Annotated in this window: 14 protein-coding genes and 1 riboswitch; of the genes, 10 read left to right on the top strand and 4 right to left on the bottom strand. The window is 41.0% G+C overall.

Annotated features, from left to right (window positions below):
• Positions 1-108: 108 nt before the first annotated feature.
• Positions 109-231 (bottom strand): putative holin-like toxin, encoded by a 123-nt coding sequence (locus tag IGK96_RS13145; RefSeq protein ID WP_002404776.1) that lies wholly within the window; start codon positions 229-231, stop codon positions 109-111.
• 355 nt (positions 232-586) lie between these two features.
• Positions 587-2,203, bottom strand: a complete 1,617-nt coding sequence (locus IGK96_RS13140) for a phosphatase PAP2/LCP family protein (protein WP_002372620.1) — start codon at positions 2,201-2,203, stop codon at positions 587-589.
• 91 nt (positions 2,204-2,294) lie between these two features.
• A riboswitch (M-box (ykoK) riboswitch) is annotated at positions 2,295-2,461 on the bottom strand.
• Positions 2,462-2,664: 203 nt separating this feature from the next.
• Between IGK96_RS13140 and IGK96_RS13135 the strand changes: the two genes are divergently transcribed.
• From IGK96_RS13135 to IGK96_RS13125, 3 genes are read left to right on the top strand one after another with little or no spacing between them, the layout of a single operon-like run.
• A complete protein-coding gene (locus IGK96_RS13135) occupies positions 2,665-3,960 on the top strand; it encodes an AAA family ATPase (protein ID WP_010824051.1) in 1,296 nt (431 codons plus the stop codon).
• 8 nt (positions 3,961-3,968) lie between these two features.
• Positions 3,969-4,247, top strand: coding sequence for an RloB domain-containing protein (locus tag IGK96_RS13130; protein WP_373419699.1), 279 nt, complete (start codon positions 3,969-3,971; stop codon positions 4,245-4,247).
• The gene (locus IGK96_RS13125) at positions 4,199-4,585 is read left to right on the top strand and encodes an RloB domain-containing protein (RefSeq protein ID WP_238701993.1); all 387 of its coding nucleotides are present in this window, start codon (positions 4,199-4,201) and stop codon (positions 4,583-4,585) included. The genes IGK96_RS13130 and IGK96_RS13125 overlap by 49 nt, the downstream gene beginning before the upstream one ends.
• A 66-nt stretch (positions 4,586-4,651) precedes the next feature.
• Here the strand turns inward: IGK96_RS13125 and IGK96_RS13120 are convergent, their stop codons facing one another.
• Positions 4,652-5,644 carry a biotin--[acetyl-CoA-carboxylase] ligase gene (locus IGK96_RS13120; protein WP_010776203.1) on the bottom strand — a complete coding sequence of 331 codons (993 nt, stop codon included), beginning with the start codon at positions 5,642-5,644 and terminating at the stop codon, positions 4,652-4,654.
• A gap of 138 nt (positions 5,645-5,782) precedes the next feature.
• On the opposite strand from IGK96_RS13120, the gene IGK96_RS13115 reads away from it, so the two are divergent.
• From IGK96_RS13115 to rpoC, 5 genes are all read left to right on the top strand, one after another.
• Positions 5,783-5,998 carry a zinc ribbon domain-containing protein gene (locus tag IGK96_RS13115; RefSeq protein WP_002354768.1) on the top strand — a complete coding sequence of 72 codons (216 nt, stop codon included), beginning with the start codon at positions 5,783-5,785 and terminating at the stop codon, positions 5,996-5,998.
• Between the two features lie 413 nt (positions 5,999-6,411).
• Positions 6,412-6,642, top strand: coding sequence for a type II toxin-antitoxin system PemI/MazE family antitoxin (mazE, locus tag IGK96_RS13110; RefSeq protein ID WP_002367500.1), 231 nt, complete (start codon positions 6,412-6,414; stop codon positions 6,640-6,642).
• Entirely contained in the window at positions 6,642-6,983 is a 342-nt protein-coding gene (locus IGK96_RS13105; RefSeq protein WP_002360937.1) for a type II toxin-antitoxin system PemK/MazF family toxin, read from the top strand. The genes mazE and IGK96_RS13105 overlap by 1 nt, the downstream gene beginning before the upstream one ends.
• Positions 6,984-7,608: 625 nt before the next feature.
• Positions 7,609-11,223: a DNA-directed RNA polymerase subunit beta gene (gene rpoB / locus IGK96_RS13100; RefSeq protein ID WP_002389470.1), complete on the top strand. Its 3,615-nt coding sequence runs from the start codon at positions 7,609-7,611 to the stop codon at positions 11,221-11,223.
• 166 nt (positions 11,224-11,389) lie between these two features.
• Positions 11,390-15,043: a DNA-directed RNA polymerase subunit beta' gene (gene rpoC, locus IGK96_RS13095; RefSeq protein ID WP_002354777.1), complete on the top strand. Its 3,654-nt coding sequence runs from the start codon at positions 11,390-11,392 to the stop codon at positions 15,041-15,043.
• A gap of 48 nt (positions 15,044-15,091) precedes the next feature.
• Here rpoC and IGK96_RS13090 read toward each other — a convergent pair whose 3' ends face one another.
• The gene (locus IGK96_RS13090; RefSeq protein WP_025193391.1) at positions 15,092-15,784 is read right to left on the bottom strand and encodes a prepilin peptidase; all 693 of its coding nucleotides are present in this window, start codon (positions 15,782-15,784) and stop codon (positions 15,092-15,094) included.
• Positions 15,785-15,892: 108 nt separating this feature from the next.
• On the opposite strand from IGK96_RS13090, the gene IGK96_RS13085 reads away from it, so the two are divergent.
• Positions 15,893-17,413, top strand: a complete 1,521-nt coding sequence (locus tag IGK96_RS13085; RefSeq protein WP_033625216.1) for a gluconokinase — start codon at positions 15,893-15,895, stop codon at positions 17,411-17,413.
• A gap of 83 nt (positions 17,414-17,496) precedes the next feature.
• The gene (locus IGK96_RS13080; protein WP_010706963.1) at positions 17,497-18,216 is read left to right on the top strand and encodes a DUF5105 domain-containing protein; all 720 of its coding nucleotides are present in this window, start codon (positions 17,497-17,499) and stop codon (positions 18,214-18,216) included.
• Positions 18,217-18,233 lie beyond the last annotated feature (17 nt).

The raw sequence follows: 18,233 nt of genomic DNA, 5'->3' as shown, positions 1-18,233 counted from the left end.
AAGAGAGATATGCTGTAACATACCTCTCTAGTGTAGAGCCGTTACTAACGGTGACAAAATTTTAAAGATTTTGAAATGACCGTCTAACTAGGCAAAGTTAAACAGCGGTCATTTCTTTTTGTCTTCTTTAAGCAATTTCACAATCAGTGCAATCAAAGCAATGGTAAACATACCAAACCCTAGGATCGTCTGAATTGTCTCATATGCTGACAAAAGGCCTACTCCTTTCATAGATTTCAGTACTTACATTCATAAGCACCACCACCGAAAGGGGAAAGCATCTGCTCCTACGCTTCTCACTTCGTTGCGATTCTCGTCGCAAAGCGCATGTTCCTGTGCGCTTGCCTCCGTGTTAACTTATCTACACTTAGATTATACCATGTAAAACAAAAAAATAATTAGTTTCCAATATATTTTTTTAGGCAATTGTACTATAATGGTAATGAAAAGAGAGCTATGCGCTAACATACCTCTCTGATGTAGAGCCGTTACTAACGGTGACAAAAATTAATATTTTTGAAATGACCGTCTAACTAGCCAAAGTAAGCAGCGCCCCCTTTCATTAAGGGGCGCTGCTTTTTAGTCGTTATTGCGATTGTTCAGTGTCTTTTGTAGAGAGGTTCATTTGTTCTTTAATAGCATTTTCGACACGTTGGCGTTCACTCTCTTCCACAAGTTGATAAGAAATACCTTCAATCCCTGTCACGCCATCGCCAGTGTAATCGTAGCCTTTTAATTGATCGGTTTCAATCGTTTTTAGTGCGGGGGTGTATTTTTTTAGCATTGCCATCATTTGGTCAAAGGATAAGTCGGTTTCGCCATGTTCGCCGATTACGTCCAGAATTTCTTGATATTTTAGCAAGCTGTTAAAAGAAAGTAGTTTGTTGGTTAATTCGATTAAAACTTCTCGTTGGCGGCGTTGACGACCATAGTCGCCTTCGGGGTCTTCGTAACGCATGCGCGCGTATTGTAAAGCTTCCCAGCCCCCTAAATGCTGTTTGCCTTTCGGATAATGAATCCCTTCAGCGTCAAAAGCAAAGGCATTGTCAACAGTGACGCCGCCCACCGCATCGCCAAGGTCCTTCATAGCATCCATATCAATTGAAAAGTAATGATTGATTGGGATGTGCAAGACATTTTCAACCGTTTTAATTTGCATATCGGCACCACCGAAAACGTGGGCCGCATTGATTTTATTGTATTCGCCATTGGTGCCAGCCATTTCCACATAGTAGTCACGCGGGATGCTGGTGATGGTAGTTTTTTGTAATTGATTATTCACTGTAACCACCATTAAGGCGTTGGAGCGGTAATCGGTTTTGCGTTTTGAGTCATTCGCAATTCCCATAATTAAGAAACTAACCGGCTCCCCTTTGGCTAAATCGGGACTCTTCGTGGAAGATTTTCTTGGTTTATACATGGTGTTCGCCGTTTTTTGCAAATTACGATACATGCTGACGCCGTAAGCGGAAACAGAAAGTGTGCCTAAAAATAAAAGGGTTAAACTAAAGACCACGAATAAACTTTTTCTTTTACGAGAATGGCGGCGCCGGCGTTGTGTCGGTACTTCTGCTTCCTCTGGTTCAGGTGCCGGCAAATAACGTTGAACAATTTGAAATGAAAAGTTGATCCAGCTATAACTTAGGAGCATCCCAGCGATGACATCACTAGGATAATGAACGCGTAAGATTAAGCGACCTAACACAATCAAAACTAAATAAGTGAGTAAGAAAATTTTGATTCCTTTGGTTTTTTCGACATGAAGATAGGCCAAAATGATCAAAATCGTACAGACTAGCGCCATTGCTAATAATGAATGTCCGCTGGGAAAGCTAGCAGAGCTTCGATCAGCTAAAGCGCCTAGGTTTGGTCGAGCCCGACCCACCACATGTTTAAAAACGCTCCCTAAAAAGCCGACAGCTAATAGGTTACTGACAGCCCAAAAGGCTAGAATTTTTTCTTTTTTGCGTAAAAGGTACACCATCAATAATAAGAAGAATAGCAGCATTGGTCCAATTGTGGCTGTTTTTGCTAACAGATTGACCGCTGTTAAAAGTGGGGCATTTAATTGCCATTTGATGTGATAGATAGCTTCGTCCATTTGTTGAAACCAATTTGGACTAGCCGCCACTAACAAAGTGAGGAAAGTAAAACCAAGCGTTGTTAGGGCATAAAGTGGAAATTTTTTATTCGATGTTTGCATGAGAATCCCTTTCTTTTTCCCTTGAAAGAGTAGACTAAGCCAGCATCGATCGTAAATAAGCGCTTGCGACTAAACAGGACACAGCAAGCCAATCGGTTCTCATCGTCTGAGCTTTAGCACTATCCAACGTAAAGATTTCTCTTAGCTATTTTTAGAAGAGCCTTAATTCGACCATTCCTGTTTTACACATTGGTGTCTTTCGACATTTCTGCGCAATAGCCTATGTTTGGATAGGAGCCTCACCTAACAAGGTTATTTTATCTAACGCTAGAAGTATAGAATTTATGCAGCGGTTCTCACAATGAAGTTTAAGAAAATTTATTGTTTTTTAAATAAATTTAAAGGTGTGGGAGAAAAGCGTTATTTCGGGAAATTTATTTTAAAAACGGAAAAACGTTTTACAGTATCTGCTTTTAACGATATAATAAAAGAATAGATGAAAAAACGAGGAGGTGAACAGCATGCTAGTTAATTTTACAGTCAAAAATCTTCTATCTTTTAAAGAGGAACAAACACTTTCCCTACAAACAGGCGCGTATTTACGAAAGTATGTCAATAATCGTTTCGAAGTGAAGCCTAAAAATTATCCAGAAAAACTAAGGTTACTGAAGAGTGCCATTGTTTTTGGGGGAAATGGTTCAGGAAAATCAAATTTAGTGAGTGGGTTAAATGCGTTAAAAACTTTGGTTTTAAGAGAACAAGCTTCGATTAATGATGCTTTATTATATGAACCTTTTGCGTTAGACCCTCTCACTAAACAAAGTCCATCTGTTATGACCATTGAATTTATTAATGACAGTGTCTTGTATCGCTATTCGTTAGCTAACACAGCGCGCGAAGTAGTTAAGGAATCTTTAGAGATTTATGACAAAACGCAGGATGATTTTGTTTATTATTTTAAAAGAGACGGTGCGGAATCTTCCGTTTTTCCAGAAAAATATCAAGAATACCAAACACAAATTAAGTCTAATTCGTTAGTTATCCATACGTTGGAATCAAAAAATGATCAGCACGCTACGAATGTCGTTCGTTGGTTTGCCAATCAGTTAGTTATTTTTGATGGATCTTTACGGAATATTGAACGGTTGAACAATGAAAAAGACAAAGAGAAAGTCTTGAACTTTTTGAAACTTGCGGATATGAACATGGTTGACCTGGTTCCTGTGAAAGACAAAGAGGAAGATTACTCGAAACAAGAAAAATTAGCCGCTGTTTTAGAACGAATTATCCAAGAAAAAGACCCGACCATTGAAATTGGTCGAGTCAAGAAAAGTCTGTATTCGCTGTACTCTGTTTATAACCAATATGACGAAATGAATCGAGTAGTCGGACAAGAACGTATTCATTATGATTTGGAATCTTCTGGGACGAAAAAATTAATTGGCTTAGCGCTAAATACTTTATTTAATCCAGAAGAAAAAGTTTTTGTTTTTGATGAATTTGATGATGCGTTTCATCAAGAGTTGTCAGGAACATTGTTAGAAGCGTTCAATGCCATGGAGACGAATACACAATTTATCTTGACCTCCCATGAACTTCATTTGATGGATAATCAATTGAGAAAGGATCAAATTTACTTCACAGATAAGAATTATCGTGGCGCCAGCGAATTATACGCTTTGTATGACTTTGAAGCAGACCCTAAAAAAGGTCGCGGAGATATCACATATTATCGCCGTTATTTAAATGGTCTGTTTGGTGGTGTTCCTCATATTGATCGAAGTGAAATCGTTCAGGCAGTGAAGGTAAAGGAGTAGAAGTTGGTATGCCAAAAATAAAAAGGGTAAAAAAAGGAAAGAAATTAAAACCAAATGTCATGATTTTTTGCGAAGGAGAAACAGAAGAAGCTTACCTTAGATTGATTAAACGAAAATATTCTGCAGTCAATATTAAAAGTAAACTCAAAGTAAAAACATGTAGACGTCAAGGAGAGGCGTTGGTCGAATACGCCGTTTCCTGTATTCGGAGTATGGGAAAAGCGGAGCGAGACAATTTATGTATGACAAGGACGAACAAACCACAGAATCGATTGAAAACGCGGTAAGATGTGCACAACGACATCGTCCTGAAATCAAGACGATTTTTTCAAATGAATGCTTTGAACTCTGGTTATTACTTCACTTTGAGGAAGTCAATCGATACATGACTAGAGAAAATTTATATGGGAGATTAGAGAAAGTTCTGCATTTAAAAGACAGTTATCGAAATTTTAAAGGCGCAGAAGTATGTAAGTATCTTGAAGAAAAAGTAGCTATTGCTTTTCAGAATACGAATAAAAACTGGTTGTCTCCTTTAGAAGAAATGAAAATCAATGAAAATCCCTATACGAATTTCCCCAAAGAATTGTGCGAAATGTTAGCACAAAAAGAAGTTGATTTTTAAAGAGCAAGAAAGCATCTGTTTAAATTTAGACAGATGCTTTCTTGCTCTTTTTCTAAATTTCCCCACTTATCCTCGACGCCATTCACCAATCTGGTCCAAACTAATTTCCCCAGAAGACAACGTTTTGGACGTACCATCAGGCAACTGGACAATCAATTCCCCGTTTCCATTAATGGTTGTCGCAACGCCGCGGAAGTCTTGCCCGTTTTGGGTAAAAGCGACGTCTTTGCCAATCACAAAGGAGCGTTGTCGGTATTCTTCTAAAAAGTCTTTCGTTGAACGTTCGTCTAAAATTTGGTAAAAATGATTCCAAATGTTGGCGACTAATTCATTTCGCGTCGCCGTCGGTTCACCATCTGGGAAAAGGGAAGTCACTTTCTGCCGAATGTCCTCAGGAAATTCGGTTTCTGTAATTGAAAAATTAATCCCCATGCCGATGATGACATTGGAAATCTGCCCTGTTTCCACATTGCTCATGGCTTCCGACAAAATCCCGCAAACTTTTTTGCCATTTAAATAAAGATCATTGACCCATTTAATTTCTGTGTGAACGCCTGCCAGAGCATCCATTGCTCGAGCGACCGCTACGGCCATAATCACAGTATATTGGGCGATTTCTTCAAAATTTTGGTTCGGTTGAAGCACCATGCTCATGTAAATCCCTTTACCTGGCGTAGCGAAAAATGGTCGGCCGAACCTGCCCCGCGGCATTTCTTGCATGTCAGCAACAATCAATGTATTGTCGGGCGTCTGGTCTAAAATCGCCCGCTTAGCATCGGTCATGGTAGATTCAGATGTTTCTAGGACGGTAATTGTTAAAGGCGGCGTTTGGGGCCATAATGCCAACTGAATGCCTTCTGCAGAAAGGACATCTGATTTCTCAAGGCGATACCCCTTATTTTGCACGCTAGTAATTTGATAGCCATCTTTTTTCAATTCATTAATTGCTTTCCAAATAGCTGTGCGAGATAAGGACAGACGTTGTGCCATCTCTTCGCCCGAAAGGAATGCGGGCGTTTGTTTCATCAATAAAGTTAGGACTTGGCTTTTTGTCGACATATTTTTTCCTCCGATTCGTTATGCTTATTGTAGCGGAAAGGAAAAGGCTTGGTCAACTAGTGAAAAAATCCATCTTAGGATGGAGGAAAATGAAGCAGGCGTTTGCTATACTTATTTTATTGAGAAGGAGTGAGGGGAATGGAAAAGCAACAATATGTTTGTGAGAAATGTGGCAACATGCACTATGTGTCGGACCAATTTCAAGCAACAGGTGGGAACTTTGCGAAAATTTTTGATGTTCAAAATAAAAAATTTATTACAATTAGCTGTACCCAATGCGGCTACACCGAACTTTACCGCAGCCAAACAAGCGGCGGCATGAATGTCCTAGACTTTTTATTAGGTGGCGGTTAGTCAAAAACGAATGCATCTTTGCATTCGTTTTTTTGTGTGAATAGAAGATAGGGGAAAAGGAGGTCGGGCCAGAAGCGTTTAACTCCGAGAAATAAGTAGGTACGATGATTTCATCTGTTCATGCTTCACAGTGAAACATCGCAACTCTTAGAGCTGTAGCTCTTTTGAAGGCTGTACTGTGACGAGACGCATGTCGAGAAAACACCTTAGAAGTTGTTGAGATCGGAGCAACGCGTAGTGTTGCTTCTGTTCCCGCCGTTTATCAGTTTTTGAGCGTGGAGCAAAAATCCAAAGTGATTTTTGTCCCACGCGCATTATCGAATTATATAGTAAACTCAGTCACATTAAGTGTGATTTAAAATTCTTTCCATCATTGCAAAGGCATAGTATAATGAAGCGAAGGGAGTGATTTCATGCTAACAACTAAATCAAGAAGACAAGGAAACTCGGTCGTTTTAACTTTACCCACTGATAATGGTAAAAAACCAAAAGTCGACCAAGAATATATTGTGATGTATTCTGACGACGGTACAATTACATTAGTCCCTAAAATTCAGGATCCATTTAGTGAAGGTCCAGAAGGTGAGTATTATGAAAAAGATGAGTGGCATGATCTTGCACCTGAGGGGAGAGAACTTTTTTAATGAATGTTGAAAAGAAGTACATTCCCAAAAAAGGAGATATTGTATGGATTGATTTTGATCCTGCTGCAGGCAAAGAGATTCAGAAGAGACGGCCTGGTTTAGTCGTGTCAAGATATGAATTTAATCGGAAAACCATGTTTGCTGTGATTTGCCCGATTACTTCCACCATTAAAAATATTCCCACGCGATATACGTTGCCCGATGACATAGAAACTCATGGACAAGTAGTGATCTCACAACTGAAATCTTTGGACTTCACTGAAAGAAAATTAAGTCAAATTGAGCATTTGCCATTAAAAGATATGGCGAAAATTGACCAAATAATTGAATATATTTTCTAGTTGTTGAAAAAATGAGGTCGGGACAGAAACGTTTAGCTCCGAGAACCAAGTAGGTACTGTTCAACATCTATTTGCTTTGCAAATAGTGTTTCTCAGCAATAAGAAGGAATTTCCGAAAATTGTCATAAAACACAACGAGGAAAGAGTTGATGTTGCATGATACCTACTCGGTGCTCTTTAATTTTTGGAGAATTTCGGCTTATTTCCGAAGGAGTTGGTTCTGTTCCCGCCGTTTATAAGATTTTAAGCCTGGGACAAAAATCCAAAGTGATTTTTGTCCCAGGCTCCTTTTTTCATTAAAACCCTTTACAAAAAAACTCCTTTTTATGAAAAAGAAAACCTTAAAGAAACCCTTGACTTTTCTAGACAAAGGTAGTAGAATCTATAGAGCAAAAACTATCTGAAAGTGACGAAGCAGGAGCGAAATATTGTCCGTTCCGGTTTTTTATAGGAAAACAAAAGTAGAAACGCCAGAAAATTTTTCGGAAGCATGTTCTATTTTTGGTTTTTTTTTGCTTAAAAACTGCAAAAAATGCTTTTTGTTACATATATTTAATATATGTAACGTAAATGTAATTTTTCGGATCGGTGTTTTGATAGACTTATAACTAGAGGGGTGAAGAGCTTGGCTGGACACGTAGTAAAATACGGAAAGCATCGCGAACGTAGAAGTTTCGCACGTATCAGTGAAGTATTGGAATTACCAAATTTAATTGAAATCCAAACAGACTCTTATCAATGGTTTTTAGATGAGGGACTTCGTGAAATGTTTGAAGACATTTTACCAATTGATGATTTCCAAGGAAACTTATCCTTAGAATTTGTTGACTATGAATTAAAAGAACCAAAGTACACAGTAGAAGAAGCCCGCGCACATGATGCCAACTATTCTGCGCCATTACATGTAACATTACGTTTAACCAACCGTGAAACTGGTGAAATTAAATCCCAAGAAGTCTTCTTCGGCGATTTCCCATTAATGACAGAAATGGGTACCTTCATCATCAACGGGGCAGAACGTGTTATCGTTTCCCAATTAGTTCGTTCTCCAGGTGTTTACTTCCATGGAAAAGTGGACAAAAACGGCAAAGAAGGTTTTGGCTCAACAGTCATTCCTAACCGTGGTGCATGGTTAGAAATGGAAACAGATGCGAAAGACATTTCTTATGTTCGGATTGACCGCACACGTAAAATTCCTTTAACTGTGTTAGTTCGTGCTTTAGGTTTCGGTTCAGATGATACCATCTTCGAAATTTTCGGCGACAGCGAAAGCTTACGCAACACAATTGAAAAAGATTTACACAAAAACGCAAGTGATTCTCGTACAGAAGAAGGCTTGAAAGACATTTATGAACGTCTTCGCCCAGGCGAACCAAAAACAGCAGATAGCTCACGTAGCTTGTTAACTGCACGTTTCTTTGATCCAAAACGTTATGATTTGGCAAACGTTGGTCGCTACAAAGTTAACAAAAAATTAGACTTAAAAACACGTCTATTAAACTTAACCTTAGCTGAAACGCTAGTTGATCCAGAAACTGGTGAAATCATTGTCGAAAAAGGCACGGTTTTAACACACCAAATCATGGAAACATTAGGCGAATATATCGACAACGGCTTAAACAGCGTAACTTACTATCCAAGTGAAGATGCGGTAGTAACTGAACCAATGACAATCCAAGTGATTCAAGTTCTTTCACCAAAAGATCCTGAACGTATCGTAAATGTGATTGGTAACGGCTATCCAGACGACAGCGTAAAAACAGTTCGTCCAGCAGATATCGTTGCTTCAATGAGCTACTTCTTCAACTTAATGGAAGATATCGGCAATGTCGATGACATCGACCACTTAGGTAATCGTCGTATCCGTTCAGTAGGCGAATTATTACAAAACCAATTCCGTATTGGTTTAGCCCGTATGGAACGTGTGGTTCGTGAAAGAATGTCTATTCAAGACACAGAAACATTGACACCACAACAATTAATCAACATCCGTCCAGTGGTAGCAAGTATCAAAGAATTCTTTGGTTCTTCACAGTTATCACAGTTCATGGACCAAACAAACCCATTAGGTGAGTTAACCCATAAACGTCGTCTATCAGCCTTAGGGCCTGGTGGTTTGACTCGTGACCGTGCCGGTTATGAAGTTCGTGACGTTCACTACTCTCACTATGGTCGTATGTGTCCAATTGAAACGCCTGAGGGACCGAATATCGGGTTGATCAATAGTTTATCTAGTTATGCGAAAGTGAATAAATTTGGTTTCATCGAAACGCCTTATCGCCGTGTTGATCGTGCGACAGGCCGTGTTACTGATCAAGTAGATTACTTAACAGCAGACATCGAAGACCATTATATCGTAGCGCAAGCGAACTCACTTTTAAATGAAGATGGCACATTTGCCAATGATGTTGTTATGGCGCGTCTACAAAGTGAAAACTTAGAAGTTGCCGTAGACAAAGTTGACTACATGGACGTTTCACCAAAACAAGTAGTCGCAGTCGCAACAGCATGTATTCCTTTCTTAGAAAACGATGACTCCAACCGTGCCTTGATGGGTGCCAACATGCAGCGTCAAGCGGTGCCATTAATTCAACCACGCTCTCCGTGGGTAGGTACAGGTATGGAATATAAATCAGCCCATGACTCAGGTGCTGCTTTACTATGTAAACATGACGGTGTCGTAGAATTCGTCGATGCAAAAGAAATTCGCGTTCGTCGCGACAATGGCGCATTAGACAAATATATGGTTACAAAATTCCGTCGTTCTAACTCAGGAACAAGCTACAACCAACGCCCAATTGTTCACTTAGGTGAAAAAGTTGAAAAAGGCGATACTTTAGCGGATGGACCTTCTATGGAAGAAGGCGAAATGGCTTTAGGGCAAAACGTCTTAGTTGCCTTCATGACATGGGAAGGTTACAACTACGAGGATGCCATTATCATGAGCCGTCGTTTAGTTAAAGACGATGTCTACACTTCTGTGCATATTGAAGAATATGAATCAGAAGCACGTGATACAAAATTAGGACCTGAAGAAATTACCCGTGAAATTCCAAACGTTGGGGAAGACGCATTGAAAGACTTAGACGAAATGGGGATTATCCGCATTGGTGCTGAAGTTCAAGATGGCGACTTACTAGTTGGGAAAGTCACACCTAAAGGGGTTACAGAATTATCTGCAGAAGAACGTTTATTACACGCAATCTTCGGGGAAAAAGCCCGCGAAGTTCGTGATACGTCTCTCCGTGTACCTCACGGTGGCGGCGGTATCGTTCATGATGTGAAAATCTTTACTCGTGAAGCTGGCGATGAATTATCACCAGGTGTCAACATGTTAGTTCGTGTCTATATCGTTCAAAAACGTAAAATTCACGAAGGAGATAAAATGGCGGGACGTCACGGAAATAAAGGGGTTGTTTCCCGTATTATGCCGGAAGAAGATATGCCATTCTTACCTGACGGAACACCTGTTGATATCATGTTGAACCCATTAGGGGTACCTTCTCGTATGAATATCGGACAAGTACTTGAATTACACTTAGGTATGGCTGCTCGCCAATTAGGTATTCACGTCGCAACACCTGTTTTCGATGGGGCAACCGATGAAGACGTTTGGGAAACTGTTCGTGAAGCTGGTATGGCTAGCGATGCTAAAACAGTTCTTTACGATGGACGTACAGGTGAACCATTTGATAACCGTATTTCCGTTGGTGTCATGTATATGATTAAATTAGCCCACATGGTTGATGACAAATTGCATGCTCGTTCAATTGGACCTTACTCTCTTGTTACGCAACAACCGTTGGGTGGTAAAGCTCAATTCGGTGGACAACGTTTCGGGGAAATGGAAGTTTGGGCACTGGAAGCTTACGGTGCTGCTTACACATTACAAGAAATCTTAACTTACAAATCTGATGACGTTGTCGGACGTGTGAAAACATACGAAGCCATCGTTAAAGGTGAACCAATTCCAAAACCAGGTGTGCCTGAATCATTCCGAGTATTAGTGAAAGAATTACAATCACTTGGTTTAGACATGCGTGTCTTGGACATTGAGGAAGCTGAGATTGAGTTACGCGATATGGACGATGACGATGATGATTTAATCACCGTTGACGCACTAACCAAATTTGCGGAACAACAATCAGCGAAACAGCTGGAAAAAGAAGCAGAATCAGTCGTGAAAGAAGAAGCACAAGACGTTGTTCAAGAAATTGAAACAGCCGAAGACAGAGACTAATTTGTCGCTACCACTCTGATGAGTTGATTCAACTGCGACTTTGTTGCAACTGCGCAAGCCATTACTTGTTCCAAGTGTCGTCAGACCTTCTTTCAAGTGATGCTTGCCATTTGCTAACAAGTTGCTGACTCAGCTTCTCTAAATAAGGAAATGGAGGGAATTCCTTTTGATCGATGTAAATAAATTCGAAAGTATGCAAATAGGGCTTGCTTCACCAGAAAAGATCAGAAGCTGGTCTTATGGGGAAGTTAAAAAACCCGAAACAATTAACTACCGTACATTAAAACCCGAACGTGAAGGGTTATTCTGTGAACGCATTTTTGGTCCAACCAAAGACTGGGAATGTGCTTGTGGTAAATATAAACGTATCCGTTATAAAGGTATTGTCTGTGACCGTTGTGGCGTTGAAGTCACTCGTTCAAAAGTACGTCGTGAACGTATGGGACATATTGAATTAGCCGCACCAGTTTCACATATCTGGTATTTTAAAGGAATTCCATCTCGGATGGGTCTTGTTTTAGACATGAGCCCTCGTGCATTGGAAGAAGTCATTTATTTTGCTTCATACGTTGTCATCGAACCAGGTGACACAACATTAGAGAAAAAACAATTGTTAACGGAACGCGAATATCGTGAAAAACGTGAACAATATGGCCAAGCCTTCAAAGCTGCTATGGGTGCCGAAGCCGTGAAACAATTATTAGATAACGTCGATTTAGATGGCGAAGTTGCGCAATTAAAAGAAGAATTGAAAACAGCTTCTGGTCAAAAACGGACACGTGCCATCCGTCGTTTAGACATCTTAGAAGCCTTCCGTGCCTCTGGTAACCAACCAAGCTGGATGGTAATGGATGTTATCCCAGTTATTCCACCAGATTTACGTCCGATGGTTCAATTGGAAGGTGGTCGTTTTGCAACAAGTGACTTAAACGACTTATACCGCCGTGTTATCAACCGTAACAACCGTCTAAAACGTTTATTAGACTTAAATGCGCCAAGCATCATTGTTCAAAACGAAAAACGGATGTTACAAGAAGCGGTCGATGCTTTAATCGATAATGGTCGTCGTGGCCGTCCAGTTACTGGACCAGGTAACCGTCCATTGAAATCTCTTTCTCACATGTTGAAAGGGAAACAAGGTCGTTTCCGTCAAAACTTACTAGGTAAACGTGTTGACTATTCTGGTCGTTCCGTAATCGTCGTTGGTCCGTTCTTAAAAATGTACCAATGTGGTTTACCAAAAGAAATGGCGATTGAATTATTCAAACCATTCGTAATGCGTGAATTAGTACAACGTGAAATTGCGACAAACATTAAAAATGCGAAACGTAAAATCGAACGTGGCGAAGATGAAGTTTGGGATATCTTAGAAGAAGTTATCCAAGAACACCCAGTTTTACTTAACCGGGCACCTACGTTGCATAGATTAGGGATCCAAGCTTTCGAACCTGTTCTTGTTGAAGGTCGTGCGATCCGTCTTCACCCATTAGTGTGTGAAGCCTACAATGCCGATTTCGATGGAGACCAAATGGCGGTTCACGTGCCTCTAAACGAAGAAGCACAAGCAGAAGCTCGTATGTTAATGCTTGCTGCCCAAAATATCTTGAACCCGAAAGATGGTAAACCAGTTGTTACACCATCTCAAGATATGGTCTTAGGTAACTACTACCTAACAATGGAAGAAGAAGGCCGTGAAGGGGAAGGCATGATCTTCCGCGACATGAACGAAGCTGTTTTAGCATGGCAAAATGGTTACGTGCATTTACACTCACGGATTGGGGTTCAAACAACACTTTTAGGTGACAAACCATTTACTGATTGGCAAAAAGAACGAATCTTAATCACCACAGTTGGTAAGATCATCTTTAACGAAATCATGCCTGTTGAGTTCCCTTACTTGAACGAACCAACAGACTATAACTTAACTGTTCAAACACCAGATAAATACTTCGTAGAAGCTGGTACAGACATTCCTGCACACATTAAAGAGCAAGAATTAGTTTTACCATTCAAGAAGAAAAATCTTGGAAATATCATTGCTGAAGTCTTCAAGAGATTCCACATTACGGAAACCTCTAAAATGCTTGACCGCATGAAAGACTTAGGTTACAAACACTCAACTTATGCTGGGATGACGGTAGGGATTGCCGATATCATGGTTCTTCATGAAAAACAAGCAATCATTGATGCTGCCCACAAACAAGTTGAAACAATTACTAAACAATTCCGTCGTGGTTTAATTACTGATGACGAACGTTATGAACGTGTAATCGGCGTTTGGAACGGTGCCAAAGACGAAATCCAACAAAAACTGATCGAAAGTATGGAAGCTCGTAACCCAATCTTCATGATGTCTGACTCTGGAGCCCGTGGTAACATCTCCAACTTTACACAGTTAGCTGGTATGCGTGGTTTGATGGCCGCTCCGAATGGACGAATCATGGAATTACCAATCATCTCAAACTTCCGTGAAGGACTTTCTGTCTTAGAAATGTTTATCTCAACTCACGGGGCTCGTAAAGGGATGACCGATACTGCCTTGAAGACAGCCGATTCAGGTTACTTAACACGTCGTTTAGTTGACGTTGCCCAAGACGTAATCATTCGTGAAGACGACTGTGGCACTGACCGTGGTCTTGAAATCGAAGCAATTCGTGAAGGTAATGAAATTATCGAACCATTAGACGAACGTCTATTAGGTCGTTATACACGTAAATCAGTTGTTCATCCAGAAACTGGTGCAATCATCATTGGTGCGGATCAATTAATCACTGAAGATCTTGCCAGAGAAATCGTGGACGCTGGTATTGAAAAAGTAACCATCCGTTCTGTCTTTACATGTAACACAAAACATGGTGTATGTAAGCACTGTTACGGACGTAACTTGGCAACTGGTTCTGACGTTGAAGTCGGAGAAGCAGTTGGTACAATCGCCGCTCAATCAATCGGGGAACCTGGTACACAGTTAACCATGCGTACGTTCCATACCGGTGGGGTTGCCGGTGACGATATCACTCAAGGTTTACCTCGTATCCAAGAAATCTTTGAAGCACGTAATCCGAAAGGGCAAGCAGTGATTACAGAAGTAACCGGTGAAGTTATCGATATTTCTGAAGATCCTGCCACACGTCAAAAAGAAGTAACCATCAAAGGAAAAACAGATACACGTACCTATACTGTCCCTTACACTGCACGTATGAAAGTTGCTGAAGGCGACATCATCCACCGTGGTGCACCGTTGACAGAAGGTTCAATTGATCCAAAACAATTATTACAAGTTCGTGATGTTTTATCTGTTGAAAACTATCTATTACGTGAAGTACAACGTGTTTACCGTATGCAAGGGGTAGAAATCGGCGATAAACATATCGAAGTAATGGTTCGTCAAATGTTACGTAAAATCCGCGTAATGGATCCAGGTGACACTGAAATCCTTCCAGGAACATTAATGGACATCGCAGAATTTAAAGACCGTAACTACGACACATTAGTTGCTGGTGGCGTCCCTGCTACTAGTCGTCCAGTTTTACTTGGTATTACCAAAGCGTCATTGGAAACAAACAGCTTCTTATCTGCTGCATCCTTCCAAGAAACAACACGCGTGTTAACAGATGCTGCTATCCGTGGCAAAAAAGATCCATTACTTGGATTGAAAGAAAATGTTATCATTGGTAAAATCATCCCAGCTGGTACTGGTATGGCTCGTTACCGTAACATGGAACCAAAAGAAGTTGGCGTAGCTAGCGAAAACGTTTATAGTATTTCAGACATCGAAGCACAAATGGCTGCTGAAGATGCGATGAAAAACATCAATAAATAAACCCTAAAAAGCCGTAAGGAGCATGCTCCTTGCGGCTTTTTTTATTTGCTATAACCAACTGATTGTGAGTAAGCCCAAACTTAAAAAGGGGACAAAAGGAAGTGTCTGTTCAACTGGATACCCCAAAAATTTACAGCTGTAGCCATAGATTAGGCCATAACTACTGGCAAAAAATAGTAGCATCAGCAACTGAGGTACCTGTAAAAAACAGCCCCACAAACCCAGTAACAAAAGATCCCCTCGCCCCATGGCTTCCGGAAAATAATGTAAGACGGCTTGGAAAAAACAAAAACAAAAAAGACCAGTCAGTAAGTAAAACGAATGCTGACCCGCCACTTTCAGTAAGCAAAGCACAAAAAAACTAGGATAAAGAATCTTCGGTTCAACCACTAAATACCAGTAATCAATCAAGGATAATGTGAAAGCACTCGTCAGCCACCACCAGAGAATCAAAGCATCAATCGTCAGGCCAGCTGAAAAACAGCTTGCGGTTAACCCGCCCATGACAAGTTCTGCTAAAAGATAACTCTTAGCTACTGGCTGTTGACACTTTCGACAACGAAAGCGCTGCAGCAAAATCGAAACAACTGGAATTAATTCATAGAGTTGTAGAGGCTGGTGGCAACCTTGACAGTGGGAAGGGGGCCACCACAAAGAACGCCCTACTGGTAAGCGCTCCGCCACTAAGCATAAAAAAGAACCGAAACAGGCACCAATCAAAAAGAGACTCAAGAAAAACATAGGTTACCTCCTTAAAAATAAACTACGCTTTTTTTAAACTTTTTCGTTTGACTAGACAAATCTTTTTTTGTTAGGAATAATAAAAGAAACAAGAAATGAGGGAATCAAATGGAAAAATTAGCGATTGGTGTCGACGTTGGCACTACGCAAGCCAAAGCAGTGGCTTTTCAAGCAAATGGCACAGTCGTAGCTTCTAGCTATGTGCGTTATCCATTAATTCAAGAGACTGAAGGAATGGCGGAGCAAGACCCAGAAACGCTGTTCCAAGCTGTGGTGAACTGTATTCGAACCGTCACACAGCAAGTGAAGAATCAACCAATTGGGCTCATTTCTTTTGCTTCAGCGATGCATGGCTTAATTGCCATGGATGCGCAAGGACGCCCATTGACCCAAGTGATTACTTGGGCTGATACACGAGCATCTGATTATGCGGAAGCGTTAAAAGAAACGCCAGCGGCCCAATTGTTTTATCAATTGACAGGCATGCCAGTTCATCCAATGGCGCCTTTGTACAAGATTCGCTGGCTGCAGGAAAATCAGCCAGCCGTTGCGCAGAGCGCGGCCAAGTTTATTGGGATTAAGGATTACATTTTTTACCGTTTCTTTGGCGAATACTGGACAGATTATAGTAGTGCTTCAGGAATGGGTTTATTTAATATTCACACACGGCAATGGGAATCGTCGATTTTAGCGTATTTATCTATTGAGGAGGAACAGTTGCCAAAAGTTGCCCCGTCAACGTTCATTTTTCCAGCGTTAGCGCCTTCTTGGCAAGAGATGCTTGGTGTTGAGGAGGAAACGGTTTTAGTTCTTGGTGGCGCGGATGGTCCATTGTCTAATTTAGGTTTGGGAGCGCTAGGAATGGGTGTAGCGACTTTGACCGTTGGTACGAGCGGCGCACTTCGGTATATTGTCGAGGAACCTTTTTTGCATCCGCAAGGTGAAACGTTTTGTTTTGCTCTAGATGAACAGCACTGGGTGATTGGTGGCGCAAGTAGTAATGGTGCAGTTGCGTTAGATTGGGCGAGCCAAACGATTTTTGCAGAAGAACGTCAGCAAGCTATCCAAAACGGGACCGATCTCTATGACCCAATTATGGCCAAAATTGCAACTGTGCCAGCCGGGGCAAATGGCTTACTGTTTCATCCTTATTTGCTAGGTGAACGAGCACCGCTGTGGAATGCAGAGGCGAGCGCAAGTTTTATTGGCTTGCGCAAAAATCACCATGCCGGACATTTAGCTCGAGCGGTGGTGGAAGGCATCTGTTTCAATTTAAAAACCATTTTAGAAGATTTGAAACAACTCGGTGGACCCGTTCAGGAGATTCGAGCGACAGGCGGCTTTGCTGATTCCCCTGTGTTCCGTCAAATCATGGCTGATGTGCTGGGAGAAACGTTATCGTTCACTGATAGCACCGAAGCTTCGGCATTAGGCGCTGTTTTGCTAGGTTGGCAAGGCTTAGGGCAGTTACCAAATTTACAAGCAGCGGCGCAACAGGTGCTGATTCATGAAACGGTCACGCCACGGGCGGATCAATTGCTAGTTTATCAAGAACTGTATCCTGTTTTTCAAGAAACCCAACAAGTTTTAGCACAAAGTTATCAAAAATTAGCAGAATTCCGCAAATAATTGATAGTAAATAGCTTTGACAAATGGCTGAGAAGTTGCTTAACTAGAAGAGAGACGAAGACTTGAGGAAATGAGGATGAGGAATGAAGAAACAGCTACTACCACTATTTCTGTTATTCATTGGGGCGTTAGCAAGCTGCAGTGCACCGTCTCGTTCCGGCGAAAAAGCAGCGCAACAGTTGGTAGATTACTTTATTTATCAAGAAAAGCCAGCGACATTCTCTCAAACTTTTCGTGAACCGAAAGTCTTGGTGGAGCATTTGCAGACGAGCCGTCAACAGTTCCAGAAACAATTTTTCAATAGCTTAAAAGAAATGAACGCTGAAGTCACCGAAACTGAAGCCCAGAAGCTTAGCGCAGAATTACTGGCTCAAGTGAAGAAAAAAGCGTCATATCAACTAGTAGCCACAAAAGAATTGAATGGGCAAGCGACAATCACTTTTCAGATTAAGGGCTTAGATTTTGTGACGGCGATTGAAGATACAACCACTGCTCTTCTTCAGCAAACGCAACAGGCGACACAAGCGCTAGACATGCAGCACACGTTAGCCGTTTTAAAAAAAGAAATCCAACAAATCAATGTCAGCTATGAGCCAGTTGAACTGCCATTAACGGTTAAGCAAGTAGAAGGACAATGGTACTTGCCGGCAGCGGAGCAGCTGAGACTGAATCAGTTTTTTTTAGCTTTCGTCACAGGAAAAGAAGATACTGACCAGTTGACAGAGGCACTCGACACAATCCTCACTCAAGCGGAACAAAAAGTCGTCACTGCGGATGAAAGAACAGCGATTTCAGGAAATTAATTAGATTCTTAATTGTA

This window comes from Enterococcus sp. DIV0682 (genome assembly GCF_051712685.1).
Classification (GTDB): Bacteria; Bacillota; Bacilli; order Lactobacillales; family Enterococcaceae; genus Enterococcus; species Enterococcus faecalis.
This window is presented reverse-complemented; position numbering and strand designations above follow the sequence as displayed.